Below are 17,775 nucleotides of genomic sequence, written 5' to 3' on the forward strand. Positions count from 1 at the left end.
TTTTTTTATTGACGTAATTGTTTTTGATAAATTCTAGCGCAAGACTGCTCTTCGGTGGTTACCATTGTCAAAAATTCCCAGTCATATCTTTCATAAAAAGTAGTATGGTCTGTAAGCAGATAAAGCTTTTTAAATCCAGAATTAGCAAGAAAATCACCAACTGTTGTTAAAAGAATTCCTGCTAAGCCTTGGTGACGAAATGTTGGTTCGACATACAATGCACAAAGGTTTGGCGTAAGGTCTGCACGATTGTGGAAGTCATTATCAATTACGCCCACGCCTGCAACGATGTCCTGCTGTTTATTCAAGCAGACCCACCAATGTGGTACGTGGTTTTCGCTAGTTAGCATTTCCTGCATACTTCCTTGATACGCTTCAGCGGGGATTTGCCACTTTTGGCTAAACCATTGAGCAGCTGACGGAATTAAGTGTGGTTGTTGGTTTAAATCGATAATAGTATAGTTAGACATTATTGATCTCCTAGATAAAAGAACAGATCCCATTGAAAAGAAACAATGTTGGATCTGCTCTGTATTTTTTATTAATTGGAATGTTTGCTAGCTGGGTCTAAACGCCGTTCAATAATCCCTAGAACCCAATCTGTGATAATCGCCATAAAGGCCGTTGGTAAGGCACCGACTAAAATGATAGAAGCACCATCTGTGGCATTGGTTCCACGAATAATAATATCCCCTAAACCACCAGCTCCAACGAAAGCACCAATCGCAGTAATCCCGATTGCGACGACTAACGCATTTCGAATACCTGCCATGATTACTGAAACAGATAAAGGTAACTCGACCATATAAAGAAGTTGTACTTTTGTCATACCCATTCCTTTACCAACATCTAAAATATTGCGATCCACTTGAATCATGCCAGTGTACGTATTCTTGATGATTGGTAGGAGAGAATAAAGGAAGACCGTTACAACCACCGTGTTGACGCCTAAGCCCATTCCCAACATTAAAATCGAAAGCATTGCCAAAGCTGGTACTGTTTGGATAATGTTCGCTAAACGGATAATCCAGTTGGCTAAGCTACGTTTACGTGAAATCATAATCCCAATAGGAATCCCGACAATTGCAGCAAAGATTACGCCATAAATCGAAATTAAAAAGTGACGTAAAAATTGTTGAAAGACGTAGCCGCCATTTTGTTGGAAATAGTAGATAAATTGTTGGAATAAATTCATATTATTCATCTGTTACTCCCCCTCAAAATAGTTATTTTCTTTTAAGAAACGTTCGGCTACGACAGCAGGTTCAATTAAATCATTATCTGCTTGATAGTTCAATTCTTGCATTTTTTTGGTAGAAATTTTACCATCTAAGCGATTTAAGACATCTTTAATTTCCGGCGTTTCTTTTAATAATTTGTCACTAACCACAGGAGCGGCATCATAAGGCGGGAAGAAACGCTTGTCATCTTTTAACATGACTAAATCGTAACTACCAATCCGGCCATCTGTTGAGTAACCTAAGATAACGTCCATTTTTCCAGCGTTGACTGCATCGTACACCAAGCCAATTTGCATTGGTAAAATAGATTTAAATTGGAAGTTGTATTCCTTTTTAAAGCCTTCATAACCGTCGCCTTCACGTGTGATCCACGCAGTATCGACACCAGCAACTAATTTGTCTGCGACTTTCCCTAAATCACTGACTGTTTTTAAATTGTATTTCTCAGCCGTTTCTTTTGTAACTAAGAATACATAAGTATTTTCAAATCCATATGAAGGGAACCAAGTTTGTTGATAACGTTTTTCAAATTCTGATTGAACTAGATTGAACGCTTTTTTAGGATCTTTTTCCGCTGGTAAGCCCAGCGTAGTAGTCACGTCAGTACCAGTATAACGAGCTGCAGAAATTGAGGCATCTCCGTTTAACATTGCTTGGTGATTGATGGTAGTAGTGGCTAAGTTGTTAATCACATTTGTTTTTTTATCTGTGTAATGCTCCACCATATCCGCTACAATGCTCCCTAAAATCTGCGCTTCTGAAGTAATCCCACCTGTAATGGCGACAGTGTTATCATCAGAAGTTGAAGCGAGACCAGGTAAAGAACAACCTGCCAATAAAAGTAAACTGCTTAAGAAGAGTAAGCTTAACTTGAGTTTCTTTTTCATCATTATTCGCCCTCCCTTAAAGCTTTTGGCGTTAAACGATTTTCTAATAATCCAAGAAGAACATCTGCTAAAAGCGCTAAAATAGTTACCGGAATAGTCCCGCCAAAGATTAATTCTGGCTGATAGTTATTTAATCCACTGAAAATCATATCACCAAGACCACCTGCACCAATATAAGAAGCCAGTGTAGCCCAAGCAATGACATAGACAGCAGCTAAACGAATGCCGGCCATAATTGTTGGCATGGCAATGGGTAATTCAACACTAAAAATAGACTGTAAATTGGTCATGCCCATGCCTTTAGCAACATCTCGGTAATTTTCATCGACATTTTTCATTCCGATATACGTGTTTCTTAAAATAGGTAGAAGGGAATAGATGAATAGCGCGATAATAGCGGGTGTTTTGCCGACACCAAAAATTGGAATCATCAAAGCTAATAAAGCCAACGAAGGAACCGTTTGTAAGGCACTTGTTAAACCAATGACAATATTGGCTACTTTGGGCAAACGTGTTAACCAAACGCCAACGGGCACAGCGATAGCGACCCCTAATAAAAGTGCAAAGAATGAAATATAAATATGTTCAATACTTTTTGAAATCATTTCTGATCCATATTCTTGAAAGAAGCTACTCATTGCTTACGCCTCCTCTTTATCAGTTTCGGACTCGCTTTGTTTTGCTTCTACAGCTTCACTAATCGTTGTTTCATCGCCCCAGATAACATCATAAACAATGTCAACAAGGGAAGCACGTGTTAAGATGCCCACCACTCGTTTTTGTTCATCAACGACTGGCACATATTTTAAGCCACGTTTTAAGATTCTTTGTAAAGCATCACGTAAAAGAGCGGTTTTTTGAACAAAGAAGACATCTTTATTCAAGATATCACCGACACTAGAAGCTTTGCCACGTTGCTGATCTAATGTTTCAACATCGATAAAGCCTTTAAGCACATGGGAATTATCAACAACTAATAAGGTATCAACCCGTTTTTCACGCATCAATTTAATCGCTTCTTGTAAAGATTTTTCCGGCGTGATAGTAATTGCTGAATTTAACATGACTTCATCAACAGTGGTGAAATCAGGTTTAGCTTGTAATAAGCGATCTTCTCCGATGAGTTCTTCTACAAATTCATTGGCTGGATGACGTAAGATATTATCTGGTGTGTCAAATTGAATTACTTTGCCTTCGCTCATAATGGCAATTTTATTTGCTAATTTCAACGCTTCATCCATATCATGGGTAACAAAGACAATAGTTTTTCCTAAACGTTCTTGCAAATCTTTCACTAAATCTTGTAATGAATCACGGGTGATAGGATCTAAAGCACCAAAAGGTTCATCCATTAGAATAATATCTTGATTGGCAGCTAAAGCCCGCACAACGCCGATTCTTTGTTGTTGTCCGCCAGAAAGTTCATTGGGATAGCGGTCCAACATTTCTCGTGGTAACTCAACCAAATCAATCATTTTTTCAGCTATCTTATTGCGTTCTTCCACAGGTACTTTTAATAATTTAGGCACTAAAACGATATTTTCACGAATGGTCATGTGAGGCATCAAGCCGATATTTTGAATGACATAGCCAATTTGGCGACGTAGCTCTACAGGATTGATTTTTTGAATATCTTGGCCATCAATTAAAATTTTTCCTTTTGAAGGGTCGGTCATGCGGTTAAGCATCCGCATTGATGTTGTTTTTCCACTACCACTTGTTCCGATGAAGCAGATAAATTCACCTTTATCGAAAGACAAATTAATGTCATCAACGGCGACTTTTCCGCCTTTATAAAATTTTGATACATGCTGAAATTCTATCAACTTACTCACCTCAACTAAATATTTTGAAAATGTATCTTATTACTAGTATGCTATAAAAATGCGATTTCGACAAATGTAATCTATTTTTAATGGGAAAAAGAAGGCGGTAAAATTTTTTTAATTCGTTCTAAAAAAAAGAAAAGATAACTATTGTTTAGTAAAAGTTATCTGAACGAAACAAGATGTTAAAAAGAGTATTCTGAGAAGGAAGAAAAGCCGCTATAACAAAGAAAAGTGTCCTTTGTAGCAAGTTGACGGGAGCTGAGTTTTTCATTAGAATGGAAAGAGAACAAGGGAATAAAATAAAAAAAGGCGCTTCATGATTTAGCGGCAACTAAATCACGAAGCCTTGAATAGTCACCTGTGCAAGTGGACCATCAAGTTGCCCGTTCAATCAATGGAAACCATTGATCACTTTTATTTTACTGAATTTTTGAAAAAATTACCAGTTTTTTTAAGAAGTAAGAAGTGGAAGAACGAAGGATGCTTTTTATGGAATGTGCAATGACGTTCAGAAAAATCTGAAGGTCATTTTTTATTCTCTTGTTCAAACATTCAAACATAGGGGAAGAGAGACGGACGTAATTTTGTCACCGATTATTACGTCCGTCTTCCGTTGTTTTCTAAAGCGTTGGTTACATGTCTTTGTAGAGGTTGGCTTCGATTGCAGTCCGTTTTGGTTCTAAAAAAGGCGGTAAAGCCAACGTTTCCCCTAAATGTTCCAGAGGCTCATCCAATGTAAAACCAGGAGTCAAAGTAGCAAATTCAACCCGATTCCCGCCTGGTTCACGAATGTATAAACTTTTAAAATATCCACGACTTACATACATTTCAATTTCCCAGCCTTGTGCTAAAGCGCGCGTGTGTAGTTCTTGTAATGCTTCATCATCAGCCACAGAAAAAGCAATATGATCCATACTGCCACGCCCCATTCGGCTTGTTTTATCCGACGTTGTTTGATGAACAGAAAAGCTTTCCGTCTCACTTAAAATAATCGTATTGCCAACTGCTTGCCAACCAAGAAATGTTTCAAAAAAAGCCAAGGTTTTTTCAGAATCTGGCACATGAAATTCAGTAGAGGCCAAACCGATAATTTGAACCGCTGCTGGAATGTCGTTAGAAACAACGAGTGTTTCTTTTAATGGATTTTCAGGAACTTCTGTCAGGATAATATGCGTATCATCTGGATCACTGAAATGTAGGCTCTTTTCTTTTTTGTTAAATGGAATTTTGTTTTCTGTTAAACGTTGTTCCCAAAAGGAAAGGCTATTTTGGGGGATTTTTAAGCCAATCGTGGCTAAATAATTTTTTTCTTCATAGCGGTTGCCTAATAAGGGCACGATAAAAAAAGTTACTAAGCTTCCCGGTGTGCCTTGATAATCGCCATAAAAATAATGAGGCATGCGATTGTTGTCTTGATTTACGGTATTTTTGACAAAGCGTAAGCCTAACAATTTTGTATAGAATGATTGGTTTTCTTGACCATGACGCGCTAATAGTGAAACATGATGAAATTGAGCATGCATTTTGAGTTCCTCCTCTAAATAACTATGTATACTTACTTAAAGTAAGTATAATGCTTCTGACATTTTTTGACAACTATTTAGTTTGATTCAGAAGGCTGACATAGCCAGAAACAAGAAAAAGTGTTAGAATAACCAAGATAAAAACTAGTAGAAAGAGTGACGGAAATGCTAAGTACAGAAGATTTTGATTTTGATTTACCAGAAGAATTAATTGCTCAAACCCCACTAAAAGATCGCGCTAGTTCACGATTATTAGTTGTAAATAAAGAAACAGGGGACATGGAGGATAAACATTTCCATGATATTCTTGATGAATTACAGCCTGGGGATGCATTAGTCATGAATAACACACGGGTACTGCCGGCCCGTTTATATGGAGAAAAACCTGAAACAGGCGGTCATTTGGAAGTTTTACTTTTAACAAATACAGAAGGCGATACATGGGAAACCTTGATTAAGCCCGCGAAACGTGCAAAAGTCGGCACGGAAATTCAATTTGGCGATGGTCGCCTAAAAGCGGTGGTTAAAGAAGAGTTGGAACATGGTGGTCGAATCATTGAATTTAAATATGATGGTATTTTCTTAGAAATTTTAGAATCGTTAGGAGAAATGCCATTGCCGCCATATATCAAAGAACGTCTAGATGACCCAGATCGTTATCAAACGGTTTATGCTGAAGAAAATGGTTCAGCTGCAGCACCAACAGCGGGTTTGCATTTTACAAAAGAACTATTAGAAGAGATCAAAGCAAAAGGTGTTCATCTCGTTTATTTAACTTTACATGTCGGTTTAGGAACATTCCGTCCCGTGAGCGTTGATAATATAGAAGAACATCATATGCATAGCGAATTCTATCGTTTAACTGAAGAAGCGGCTAAGCAATTAAATGAAGTGCGCCAAGCAGGCGGTCGGATTGTTGCGGTTGGAACAACTTCTATTCGTACGTTGGAAACAATTGGCACAAAATTTAATGGTGAAATCCAAGCTGACAGTGGCTGGACCGATATTTTTATCACACCAGGGTATCAATTTAAAGTCGTAGAGGCTTTTTCAACGAACTTCCATTTACCAAAGTCTACGTTGGTGATGCTTGTGAGTGCCTTTGCGGGGAAAGACTTAACATTGGCTGCTTATCAACATGCAATTGAGGAAAAATATCGTTTCTTTAGTTTTGGCGATGCAATGTTTATTAAATAAGCGACACTTTGTGAGCAGAATACTTGGGATTGAAACAAAAATATATTATGATAAACACGTGATTTTTGGAATCACAGTAAAGGTGTGCTTTATTTTTTCTTCCCCTGTAAATAATAAAGTTAGAAACCAAAACGCTACTAGAGCAAAAATGCTTAGTAGACAATCTTAGAATAAAAAGAACGACGCAACCACGGTTGCGCCGTTCTTTTTTTATGTAAGAAAAGATTAATTATTGAAACAACAATACGAAGAAGTACTTTCTTCGTATTGCCGGTACTAAGTTGTACCTCGGCAACTCCAAGTACAATCAGAAAAATTGTCTTGTTAAGTACAGCTTATACTGTTTAGGCTTCTTGTTCTACATCGTCATTCAGTGTTTCTTTGAAGGTGAACACATCATCAATGGTTACGCCAAAGACGTTCGCGATGTCATGCGCAAGAAGTAATGAAGGATTGTACTTGTTTCGTTCCAGTTGAATAATTGTTTGTCGAGAGACACCGACTCGATTGGCCAAATCTTGCTGGGTCATACGAGCCATAGCACGATAAACATGAATTGAACTTTCAAACGAAGATTTTTTCTTTTTTCGCATAGCATTCCCTCCTTTAAAAGAAGATAAAATAGAATGTGCACCTTGAATATAACACATATGATTATTTGATACAAATATATTTTATTGCCTAAAAGAAAAAACCGAGCTTAAATTTAAGCTCGGCCTTGTTAACGGGAAGACATCAATTGGTTGAATAAGTGTTTACATTTCGCGATACATGTAAAGCAAAAGGTGAACGTGATGTGGTGAAACTAAAACCTTGTTTTCATACAGTTTCGACGCTTGGATGGTGGATAACTTGCGTTAGGTGATAACAGATAGGGTAAATGCTTTATAGAAACTCCATCCTTCTATAACCTTTCCCTATTTTCCGATACGAGTTATCACTAACAATTACTCTACACGTATTGTTTACAGGTGAATCTTGCAATTCTAACAACTTTGAGTTTACCGATTTTTATCTACTGAGAAAATCTTCAACCAATTGATTTGCATGTCCTCCTTACACTTAAAGAATAGCACTTTTTGGAAGCGTTTGCAAGTTGTAACACTTATTAATAAGATTAAATATAATATTTTTCTGGTTATTTTATAACATGTAAAATAAATAATCATGCGAACCAAATAACATTGTATTTTTTGTTGTTTTTGTGTTGAATATATAGAAATAAACTATTTTTTTATCAGACAAAATGAAAAAAATGTCCATTGCTTTTTGGCTGAATTCGTTTCTTTTTTCATAAAATTCCCATAATCAAATAGAAACATTGCTGTAGCAACAACGAAAATACCAGTTTTTTCTGGACATATGAGAGAACGCTAAGCCAAAGATGAAAAAAGTTGCGTGTTCAAAAAAAATCATGTTATATTTAATAGAGACACTATTATATAGGAAGAAAAAATTAGAGGGGGAATAGGATGGAAGCTTACAAGCAATCTGTCGATACTGTCACAAAAGAAGTTTCAGTCAATACTGAAACTGGTTTAACACAACAAGAGGCCCAACAACGGCTGAAAGAAAATGGCCGCAATCAATTTGAAGAGGCTAAGAAGGATTCTGTGTTAAAGAAATTTATTCACAGTTTATCTGATTTTACAACGATTATTTTATTAGTTGCTGCGGCAATTTCGTTTTATACAGCAATCGTAACAGAACATGGCGAATATTTTGAAGGAATCTTAATTATTGCAATTGTGATTATCAATGCTGTTTTGGCCATTGTTCAAGAAGGAAATGCTGAAAAATCTCTGGCGGCTTTACAAGACATGAACAAGCAAAGTAGTGCAGTCTTACGAGATGGCAAGGTAATCGAAGTCGATGCTGAAGAACTAGTAGTAGGAGATGTTCTAGTTCTTGAAGCTGGTTCAATGATTACAGCCGATGCACGACTTATTCAAGCTTCTCAAATGCGCGTAGAAGAGTCAGCACTAACAGGTGAAAGTGAACCTGTTGAAAAAGATCCTACATACGTGGGGCATGACGATGATGGCTTAGGAGATCAAATAAATATGATTTTCAAAGGCTGTACCGTTGTGAATGGCCGCGGACGAGCAGTAGTAACTGCAACAGGAATGAATACAGAAATGGGTAAAATTGCTGGGTTACTGAATAACAGCGATCAACAAAAAACACCATTACAAAAACGCTTGAATCAATTAGGCAAACGTATTAGTTTGTTAGCCTTAGGGGCTGCAGCAATTGTTTTCATTATTGGTGAACTGCAAGGAGAACCGCTTCTTGAAATGTTTATGACAGCCGTTTCCTTAGCGGTGGCAGCTGTACCAGAAACACTAACCGTGATTGTAACGTTAACCTTAGCATATGGTGTTCAAAAAATGGCTAAGAAACATGCGATTATTCGTCGATTGCCAGCAGTAGAAACGCTAGGAACTGCGAATGTTATCTGTTCTGATAAGACAGGAACACTGACACAAAATAAAATGCGCGTCCGCCGAGTATGGCATCGTGGTGATGAAGTAACGGATACGGAAGATGCCATGACCGATGAAGCCATGGAAGTATTGAAAATGGCTGCTTTATGTACAGATGTCATTGTGGAAAAAGAAGGCGATGAACTAACTGTTACAGGGAATCCGACAGAAGCGGCAATTGTTCGTGCTGTCGAAGAAAATTATCATACTAAAGAAGAACTTGAAGAAAAATATCCTCGTATTGGTGAAATTCCCTTTGATTCAGAACGAAAAATGATGACTACGGTCCATCAATGGGGGAAAAAGTACATCTCAATTACTAAAGGAGCCTTTGATGTGTTACTACCTCGTTTTGGTTTCGGAGATGTCGATCAAGCGGCTATTGTTAATGATCGTTTCGGAAAACGAGCGTTACGAGTTATTGCTGTCGGTTATGCCGTATATGATGAACCACCCAAGGAAATTACATCAGAGGCTTTAGAAAAAAATCTTCGCTTGTTAGGCTTAATTGGCATGATTGATCCACCACGTCCAGAAAGTAAGGGCGCCATTGCTCGTGCGAAAAAAGCTGGAATTAAAACAGTCATGATTACTGGTGATCACGTGGTAACAGCCAGTGCAATTGCTAAAGAATTAGGAATTTTAAAAGATAAAAGTGAAGCCTTATCTGGTTCAGAACTGAAAAAAATGAGTGATGAAGAATTAGATAAACGGGTTAAAGATTTATCCGTTTATGCACGTGTAACCCCTGAAGATAAAATTCGAATTGTTCAATCATGGCAACGTTCTGGCGCTGTTGTAGCAATGACCGGAGATGGCGTGAATGATGCGCCAGCTTTGAAAGCTAGTGATGTCGGTTGCGCAATGGGGATTACTGGAACAGATGTGGCCCAAGGCGCTTCAGATATGATTTTGACGGACGATAACTTTGCAACTATTGTTGATGCGGTTGCGCAAGGACGTGCCGTGTACCGAAATATTCGTAAAGCCATTAACTTCTTATTAAGCTGTAATATTTCTGAGATTTTTATTGTTTTAATTGCCATGTTACTTGGTTGGGGTGCGCCATTTACTGCAGTTCAACTGTTGTTTGTTAACGTGGTCGCAGATGGGTTACCTGGTTTTGCATTAGGAAAAGAACCAGCGGAAAAAGGAATTATGGATGAGGCACCAATCCCTAAAAACGAAGGGATTTTTGCACGAGGCTTATGGCAAAAGATTGGGATTAATGCAGCAGTGTTCACAGTCATTACTTTGTTTGGTTTTTACCTAGGTGCCTTTGTACCAGGTGTTTCAGCCTATGTTTCAAACAGCTATGAAGTTGGACAAACAGTGGCATTTTTAATCTTAGCTTATTCCTCTATCTTACATGTCTTTAATGTTCGTAGTGCGAACTCTGTTTTCCGTGTAAAATTATCAAGCAACAAGTCGCTCTTTGAAATGGTCGTTTTAGCATTACTAATTACCACAACCATTGCTTTATTACCATTCACACAAGAACTATTTGGATTAGTGCATATTAGTTTAAATCATTGGATGTTAGCAATTTTCCTATCCTTTGTGCCAATTTTCGTCAATGAAATGATTAAGTTCCATTTCTCTGAAGTTGAAGAGGAAGAAGAAGTGATTTAAATTTAACAGGAATAAAAGGAGCTACTTTTGTTCAGGGAATTATCTTAATAGTTAGCAAGTGGGGCAGCAGTCGTTTCGACTGCTGCCCCACTTATTTTTGATTTTCCTTTTTTCAAAATAGGTGGGTTTCTTATCTAAGATGAACATTCTCTAATAAAAAGACTTGCTAAACGATTTAAAACGTATTATAGTGAGTAGCATCGTTAGTCAAAAAGCGCTTTTTGACTAATGAAAAAGATATATAAAACGTTATATAATAAAGAGTTTTAAAAGTTTTTATGGAGCTGTTGGTTAAACTAAACGAAGTCATTTCTTTTGTAGGAGGAAAGTATTGTGTTACACAAAGCAGAGGGGTTTGATCGTCGGAAATTTACGATGGCAGGGATCTTAGTTGCCATGGGCGTTGTCTATGGAGATATTGGAACGAGCCCTTTATATGTAATGAAAGCCATTGTAGGAGATAATGGTGGCTTGGCACGGGTCTCTGAATCGTTTATTTTAGGTTCGGTCTCATTAATTTTTTGGACATTGACTATCTTAACCACGATTAAATATGTTGTTATTGCTTTAAATGCTGATAACCATGGAGAAGGTGGGATTTTCTCTCTTTATACATTGGTTCGTAAAAAAAGTAAGTATTTGATTATTCCCGCAATGATTGGCGGCGCCGCTTTACTGGCTGATGGCGTTTTGACCCCAGCTGTGACAGTGACGACAGCGATTGAAGGCTTACGGGGGATTCCGGCATTTTTTGAACGTTTTGGCAATGACCAAACGATTATAGTGGTTATTACGTTGACGATTATTTTAATTCTTTTTTCTGTTCAACGATTTGGAACAGAATTGGTCGGGAAAGCTTTTGGGCCGATTATGTTCTTGTGGTTTACTTTTTTAGGCATCATTGGTTTAATGAATTTTAGCCAAGATTGGACGGTTATTCGTGCATTAAATCCATATTATGCTTTGCAATTACTAGTCAGTCCAGAAAATAAATTAGGTCTATTTATTTTAGGGAATATTTTCTTGGCTACAACTGGTGCTGAAGCTTTATATTCTGATTTAGGGCATGTAGGAAAAATGAATATCCGCATTAGCTGGCCGTATATTAAGATTTGTTTGATTCTTAATTATTTAGGGCAAGCTGCGTGGTTGTTAACGGTCAAAGAAAACCCTGAAATGCAGGCATTAGCTGAAATTAACCCATTTTTCCAAATGATTCCACGAGGTATTCTCGTATTTGGCGTTGTTTTTGCAACAATCGCCGCAGTGATTGCTTCGCAAGCGTTAATATCAGGTTCGTATACTTTAGTTTCTGAAGCGATTAAATTGAAGTTATTACCAAGACTTAAAATTATTTATCCTGGGAGCAATATCGGTCAAATGTATATTCCAGCGGTAAATTTAATTTTGTGGTTAGCTTGTTCAGCAATCGTGCTGGCTTTTAGAACATCGACACACATGGAAGCTGCGTATGGTCTATCGATTACGATTACGATGTTGATGACAACCATTTTATTGTTGTTTTATCTTTTGGATAAAATTCCAGCTTGGTCTGCGTATCTAATTTCCTTGTTCTTTGCTGCCATTGAAGTTGTCTTTTTCTTTTCAAGTGCTGCGAAGTTTTTCCATGGTGGATATGTTGCTGTGGGAATGGCAGTCTTCTTGTTATGCATCATGATTATTTGGGAACGCGGTAACGAGATTAAGGAAGCTACGGCGGAACAAGTGTCGTTGGAAAAATATGTACCACAACTTAAAGCTTTGAAAGAAGATACATCTGTACCAATGTATCAAACCAACGTGGTCTTTTTAACCTCCGATCGAGTGGACGGCGAAATTAATCGTAATATTATTTATTCGATTTTGGACAAACAGCCAAAACGAGCGAATGTTTATTGGTTTGTTAATGTTCAGGTAACAGATGAACCCTTTACTCAAGAGTATTCTGTTGATATGTTAGGGACTGATTTTATTGTGCAAGTTCAGCTATATTTAGGCTTCCATATTTCTCAAGAAGTGAATGTATATTTAAGACAAATTGTTCATGACTTGATGAAAACAGGCCGCTTGCCAAAACAGCCGCAACGTTATTCATTAACGCCAGGGAGAGAAGTTGGCGATTTCCAATTTGTATTAATTCAAGAAGAATTATCTAACGTTTCTGAACTGAAAAAATGGGATCGACAAATTATGCAGGCAAAATTAGCTATCAAAAACTTAACTACCTCTCCTGAAAGTTGGTTTGGCTTGGAATACAGTGAAGTCAAATATGAATCCGTTCCTTTAATCATTGGTCCACAACGGAAAACGCACTTAGTCGAACGAAAGAATCGTTCATAAATAGAAGAAATTTAACTAAAAGATTGAGCCTAAGTCCTTGAGATACATGGCTCAATCTTTTTTGTAGAATCAGAGTAAATACTGTAATTCCACAAAGAATTCATTTAAAAGCGTTTGGTCTTTAAAGGAATTCATCCGCTTAAAGATGGCCAGTAAGACTTCTTTTTGTGGCTCAGTTAATTGATCTACTTTTAACAAAGGAAGAAAAGCGATAATCAGAGAATAATCCAATTCTGGATTTTGAGAATGTGTAAATAATTCATGGAGTTCTGACAAAATAAACGGATGATAATAAGATTGGTCAGACTGTTCTTCTGCAGTTGTTGGTTCATAAATAGAAATACTCTCTTGGGAATGAGAGGGGGCTTCTACTGTTAAAGGAAAAGCATAAAAGGACTGCTGTAACTTTTGCGCTTGAATCATAATTTTTAAGGAATCGTGATAGGATAGCTGTTCTTCAGATAAACGTCCCATCAACTGAGTAAAAAAAGGTGGTTTTAGCAGTTGTTTATTTTGAAAATTTTCTTTTAATAGCTGGCGCACAAATCGATCAAAATCACCATAAAGTAGCCAATCTACTGTTGTATCGCAGGCTTTAGCGATTTTTTTTAAGTATCGTTTATTGGGTAAATTCAAACCTAATTCCCAGTTACTAATTGTACTTCCACTAGATAAACCAATTTTATTGGCTAAATAACGTAAAGTGTACTTCTTCTTTTTTCGAGCTTCACGCATGCGCGCCCCGACTTGCTTTGTAGTAATTTTCATTGAAACACTCCTTTTGTAATAAATATGAGGATAAGGTGTTCTTAAAATATACATACGCAAAATTCGGCTCTTTTTTTTTCTAAACTAAAAAAAGTAATTATTTCTAACAATTTTCATCTTGTGCTATGCTTAAGATGAAAATACTTAAGAAGAGAAGGGATCATATGTCAGCAAAACATAATCATGAACAACACCAGGAAAAACAGCCAACAATGTCCCACGATAAAATGAATCACATGAATCATGACATGGCGCATGAACAAATGGCTATGTCACACCAACATGAAGGAATGAAGGGAATGGATCATTCAATGCATATGGGGAATTTTAAACAAAAATTCTGGCTGTCATTGATTTTAGCTATTCCGATTATTGTTCTTTCACCAATGATGGGTTTTCAATTACCTTTTCAATTTACTTTTCCAGGTTCTGATTGGTTGGTCTTAATTTTAGCAACTGTGCTATTTTTTTATGGTGGACAACCATTTTTAAGTGGCGCTAGAATGGAATTACAGCAAAAGAGTCCAGCAATGATGACGTTAATTGCGATGGGGATTTCGGTATCATATTTTTACAGCTTATATGCGTTTTACATGAATCATTTTACGAATCAGGCCCACGTGATGGACTTTTTCTGGGAATTAGCCACTCTGATTGTTATTATGCTTTTAGGCCATTGGATTGAAATGAATGCTATTTCTAATGCTGGTGATGCCTTGAAAAAAATGGCTGAACTGTTGCCTGACACAGTCAAGCGAATGACTGAACATGGGGAAGAAGAAATTCCTTTGCAAGATGTCCAAGAAGGCGATCGCTTGATTGTCCGTTCGGGAGATAAAATTCCGACAGATGGTAAAATTTTGAAAGGAAGCACAACAGTCGACGAATCGATGGTTACAGGGGAATCAAAAACAGTAGAAAAAAACATTGGTGACTCCGTGATTGGTGGAGCTGTCAATGGCAACGGAATGATTGAAATTTCGGTAACTGGCACGGGTGAAAATAGTTACCTGTCAAAAGTTATGGAGATGGTTAAACAAGCGCAATCGGAAAAATCAAAACTAGAATCCATTTCAGACCGTGTAGCCAAGTGGTTATTCTATATTGCCTTATTCGTAGGTGTGTTAGCATTTATCGGTTGGTTACTCGTAACGAAAGATTTGTCTCTAGCATTTGAACGAATGGTTACAGTTTTTATTATTGCCTGTCCCCATGCGTTAGGCTTAGCAATTCCTTTAGTGATTGCTAGAAGTACCTCCATTGCTGCTAAAAATGGCTTACTTTTAAAAAATCGGAATGCATTAGAACAAGCCAATAAGGTTGAATATGTGTTGCTGGATAAAACTGGAACTTTAACAGAAGGACAATTTACAGTTACTGGCTTAGAATTAATGAGTAAGCAGTTTACTAGAGAAGAAGCACTTAAATATATTGGGGCATTGGAAAAAAATGCAAATCATCCGTTGGCAATTGGGATCATGAACTATTTAAATAAACAAGCCGTTCAACCTTATGAAGCCCATAATCTGCAAGCTTTATCAGGCGTAGGACTGGTTGCTACTGTTCAAAACCAAGAAGTCAAAATAGTCAATGAAAAAGAAGTTGCACGGTTACAGTTAACCTTCGATGAAACAATTAAAACAAACTATCAAGAGCAAGGAAATACCTTGAGCTATTTAATCATCGCTGGTCAATTAGTCGCACTGCTTGCTTTAGGAGATAAAGTCAAACCAGAAGCTAAAACATTTATTGCAGAGTTACAAGCGCAAGGAATTACGCCAGTCATGTTAACAGGGGATAATCAAACAGCCGCCAGTGCAGTTGCTAATTATTTAGGAATGAAGGAATACTACGCAGAGCTCTTACCAGAAGATAAAGAAAAAATTGTGCAACAATATCTTACTGAGGGACATCAGGTCATGATGGTAGGAGACGGTATTAACGATGCACCAAGTTTAGCCCGTGCTTCAATCGGCATTGCGATAGGCGCTGGTACAGATGTAGCAATTGATTCGGCAGATGTTGTACTGACGGATAGTGATCCTAAAGATATTTTAAGGTTCTTAGATTTAGCCAAACAAACACGACGTAAAATGATCCAAAATCTTTGGTGGGGAGCTGGGTACAATATTGTCGCTATTCCTTTAGCGGCTGGGGTTCTTGCACCAATTGGGATTGTTTTAAATCCAGCTGTAGGTGCTGTCTTGATGTCATTAAGTACAATTATTGTAGCAGCAAATGCTATGACACTGCATATTTCAAAAAAATAATTCGATATAATTGTAGAGAGCGGAAAGTAATCAATACTTTTTGTTCTCTATTTTTTTCTTCTTAAAAAAATTTTTGCCTTATTTGACGTATTCTTATAACAAGGGAGTGAAAGGGGACGATATATGGATTTCAAGGAATTATTGTCTTTTGAACATAAAAATATGTTGGAATTGTTGGATTTACTGCAACAAGAGCAGACATTTTCTGTTTTGATGGCTGCAGAAAAACTAAAGGTGAGCGACAAAACCATCCATTGTTACATTCAACGTTTTGAAAAAAAGCAGGAAACGTTTAAGATAGAAGGGCTTTGTAAGATTTATACAACGACCAAAGGAATTGTAAAATATCGTGAATTATGCGTTTGTGGCTTGGCTCGATTTAGACAAAAATTTTGTTATTTTATTCCCGAATTTTATATTTTACGTTGTCTAATTGAAGAGCGAATCAATTATGCACAATTGACCCAGGTATTGGAATTACAGGAATCAACTCTTCGGAAGAAACTTTCTAATATTCGACGTTGGCTAGTTAATTTTGATATTATTGTACGTCAAAAACATTACGATTTAACTGGTAATGAATGGCAAATTCGACAGTTAATCCTTTGTTTTTATTTGTTTTTCCAAGAAAGCTGTCTGGAAGAAAACAGAGAAATGACTCGGAAAATCATTACCTTTTTTGAGTTGGATTTAAATGTAGCACAACAGAATCATCTTAGTTGGCTAATTTATATTTGGGAGAAACGATATAGAGGCGGGCATGAAATTTCAGTGCCAAATGCTAATTTATTTCAACAAACAAGTGCTTTTTTTTATTTATTTCGTGTGGAAGTGTTGAGCACTTCTTTTATGTCTCTTAAAGAACAAAAAGCGTTATTTGTGATTCTTGAAGCACATTTTGGTGGTTGTTTTGGCAAGAGAGCGCGAAAGTATTTTATTCATGAGCAAATGAAAATAGAAAGTTTATGCTTAAAAACAGCTATTTTTATTATGAAAGAAATTAGGAGAAATTTTACACAACATCATTTTAATTATCAAGAAATTCATTTATGTCGATTTTTAAGTACGCATATGAATAGTTTATTAGACGGACAAGCATGGTTGCCAGCTCATAAACAGGAACAAACACTCGCTGTTCGTTATCAACAAACCTGGCACAGATTACAGAAACTAATTAGGCTTTTAAAACGCCTGTATCCAGTCTTTACTTCAGTAAAAGAAAGGGAATTGACGAGTTGCTATTTTTATCACATCCTAGATTTATTTGACCCGATTTTATATGAAAAAAAATATATTATTTGCCTATTGACGGACTTTCCTCCAGAAAAGGAACAAGCGCTGGGGCAATCTATAAAAAGCTATTTCAGTGAAAAAAAGAATATTACAATTATTCATGGAAAACCAACGTATCAACTTCACCAAGCACACCTCTTAATTGTCAATCATTTGTTTCAGATGAACGTAGCGCTTTCTTCTGAGACAGTTGTTTATTTGCCAGAGGAATTATCTCCTGCTTTTTTTGAAAAAGTCGAAGCGAATCTATCGTAAGAAGTCCAATTTTGTCTAAATAGTGTTAAAATGAAGAAGTAAGAGGAATGGATG

The 17,775-nt window shown here is 36.9% G+C and carries 13 protein-coding genes; 5 read left to right on the forward strand and 8 right to left on the reverse strand.

All coding sequences use genetic code 11. The features are described 5' to 3' along the window. Positions 1–5: 5 nt before the first annotated feature. From IGI80_RS08460 to IGI80_RS08485, 6 genes are all read right to left on the reverse strand, one after another. Positions 6–470 (reverse strand): GNAT family N-acetyltransferase, encoded by a 465-nt coding sequence (locus IGI80_RS08460; protein ID WP_002355741.1) that lies wholly within the window; start codon positions 468–470, stop codon positions 6–8. A 71-nt stretch (positions 471–541) separates the two neighbouring features. Continuing rightward, on the reverse strand, positions 542–1,204 hold the full coding sequence (locus IGI80_RS08465) for an ABC transporter permease (protein ID WP_002363261.1): 663 nt from the start codon (positions 1,202–1,204) through the stop codon (positions 542–544). A gap of 3 nt (positions 1,205–1,207) precedes the next feature. After that, positions 1,208–2,128 carry an osmoprotectant ABC transporter substrate-binding protein gene (locus IGI80_RS08470; RefSeq protein WP_002355743.1) on the reverse strand — a complete coding sequence of 307 codons (921 nt, stop codon included), beginning with the start codon at positions 2,126–2,128 and terminating at the stop codon, positions 1,208–1,210. 2 nt (positions 2,129–2,130) lie between these two features. Further along, positions 2,131–2,766 (reverse strand): ABC transporter permease, encoded by a 636-nt coding sequence (locus IGI80_RS08475; protein WP_002355744.1) that lies wholly within the window; start codon positions 2,764–2,766, stop codon positions 2,131–2,133. A gap of 3 nt (positions 2,767–2,769) precedes the next feature. Next, entirely contained in the window at positions 2,770–3,963 is a 1,194-nt protein-coding gene (locus IGI80_RS08480) for a betaine/proline/choline family ABC transporter ATP-binding protein (RefSeq protein ID WP_002355745.1), read from the reverse strand. Between the two features lie 626 nt (positions 3,964–4,589). Next, positions 4,590–5,480, reverse strand: coding sequence for a ring-cleaving dioxygenase (locus IGI80_RS08485; protein WP_002355746.1), 891 nt, complete (start codon positions 5,478–5,480; stop codon positions 4,590–4,592). 165 nt (positions 5,481–5,645) lie between these two features. Here IGI80_RS08485 and queA point away from each other — a divergent pair, with 165 nt between their 5' ends. After that, the gene (gene queA / locus IGI80_RS08490; RefSeq protein ID WP_002355747.1) at positions 5,646–6,677 is read left to right on the forward strand and encodes a tRNA preQ1(34) S-adenosylmethionine ribosyltransferase-isomerase QueA; all 1,032 of its coding nucleotides are present in this window, start codon (positions 5,646–5,648) and stop codon (positions 6,675–6,677) included. Between the two features lie 344 nt (positions 6,678–7,021). Here queA and IGI80_RS08495 read toward each other — a convergent pair whose 3' ends face one another. Then, positions 7,022–7,327: a helix-turn-helix transcriptional regulator gene (locus IGI80_RS08495; protein WP_002355748.1), complete on the reverse strand. Its 306-nt coding sequence runs from the start codon at positions 7,325–7,327 to the stop codon at positions 7,022–7,024. An 822-nt stretch (positions 7,328–8,149) separates the two neighbouring features. On the opposite strand from IGI80_RS08495, the gene IGI80_RS08500 reads away from it, so the two are divergent. Together IGI80_RS08500 and IGI80_RS08505 are read left to right on the forward strand one after the other, a co-directional pair. Next, positions 8,150–10,795 (forward strand): calcium-translocating P-type ATPase, PMCA-type, encoded by a 2,646-nt coding sequence (locus IGI80_RS08500; protein WP_002355749.1) that lies wholly within the window; start codon positions 8,150–8,152, stop codon positions 10,793–10,795. Between the two features lie 333 nt (positions 10,796–11,128). Continuing rightward, the gene (locus tag IGI80_RS08505; protein WP_002381294.1) at positions 11,129–13,135 is read left to right on the forward strand and encodes a KUP/HAK/KT family potassium transporter; all 2,007 of its coding nucleotides are present in this window, start codon (positions 11,129–11,131) and stop codon (positions 13,133–13,135) included. Positions 13,136–13,204: 69 nt separating this feature from the next. Here the strand turns inward: IGI80_RS08505 and IGI80_RS08510 are convergent, their stop codons facing one another. Next, positions 13,205–13,903: a helix-turn-helix domain-containing protein gene (locus tag IGI80_RS08510; protein ID WP_002381295.1), complete on the reverse strand. Its 699-nt coding sequence runs from the start codon at positions 13,901–13,903 to the stop codon at positions 13,205–13,207. Between the two features lie 125 nt (positions 13,904–14,028). Between IGI80_RS08510 and IGI80_RS08515 the strand changes: the two genes are divergently transcribed. Together IGI80_RS08515 and IGI80_RS08520 are read left to right on the forward strand one after the other, a co-directional pair. Next, entirely contained in the window at positions 14,029–16,173 is a 2,145-nt protein-coding gene (locus IGI80_RS08515) for a heavy metal translocating P-type ATPase (RefSeq protein WP_002355752.1), read from the forward strand. Between the two features lie 123 nt (positions 16,174–16,296). Further along, positions 16,297–17,721 carry a helix-turn-helix domain-containing protein gene (locus IGI80_RS08520; protein WP_438723229.1) on the forward strand — a complete coding sequence of 475 codons (1,425 nt, stop codon included), beginning with the start codon at positions 16,297–16,299 and terminating at the stop codon, positions 17,719–17,721. The last annotated feature ends 54 nt before the right edge of the window (positions 17,722–17,775 follow it).

The organism is Enterococcus sp. DIV1420a (genome assembly GCF_051712165.1).
GTDB classification, from domain to species: Bacteria; Bacillota; Bacilli; order Lactobacillales; family Enterococcaceae; genus Enterococcus; species Enterococcus faecalis.

What these genes read in the sequence shown, in the direction of transcription:
- IGI80_RS08460 (WP_002355741.1), bottom strand. Translation starts at nt 470, where the DNA reads ATGTCTAACTATACTATTATCGATTTAAACCAACAACCACACTTAATT.
- IGI80_RS08465 (WP_002363261.1), bottom strand. Translation starts at nt 1,204, where the DNA reads ATGAATAATATGAATTTATTCCAACAATTTATCTACTATTTCCAACAA.
- IGI80_RS08470 (WP_002355743.1), bottom strand. Translation starts at nt 2,128, where the DNA reads ATGAAAAAGAAACTCAAGTTAAGCTTACTCTTCTTAAGCAGTTTACTT.
- IGI80_RS08475 (WP_002355744.1), bottom strand. Translation starts at nt 2,766, where the DNA reads ATGAGTAGCTTCTTTCAAGAATATGGATCAGAAATGATTTCAAAAAGT.
- IGI80_RS08485 (WP_002355746.1), bottom strand. Translation starts at nt 5,480, where the DNA reads ATGCATGCTCAATTTCATCATGTTTCACTATTAGCGCGTCATGGTCAA.
- queA (WP_002355747.1), top strand. Translation starts at nt 5,646, where the DNA reads ATGCTAAGTACAGAAGATTTTGATTTTGATTTACCAGAAGAATTAATT.
- IGI80_RS08495 (WP_002355748.1), bottom strand. Translation starts at nt 7,327, where the DNA reads ATGTGTTATATTCAAGGTGCACATTCTATTTTATCTTCTTTTAAAGGA.
- IGI80_RS08500 (WP_002355749.1), top strand. Translation starts at nt 8,150, where the DNA reads ATGGAAGCTTACAAGCAATCTGTCGATACTGTCACAAAAGAAGTTTCA.
- IGI80_RS08510 (WP_002381295.1), bottom strand. Translation starts at nt 13,903, where the DNA reads ATGAAAATTACTACAAAGCAAGTCGGGGCGCGCATGCGTGAAGCTCGA.
- IGI80_RS08515 (WP_002355752.1), top strand. Translation starts at nt 14,029, where the DNA reads ATGCTTAAGATGAAAATACTTAAGAAGAGAAGGGATCATATGTCAGCA.
- IGI80_RS08520 (WP_438723229.1), top strand. Translation starts at nt 16,297, where the DNA reads ATGGATTTCAAGGAATTATTGTCTTTTGAACATAAAAATATGTTGGAA.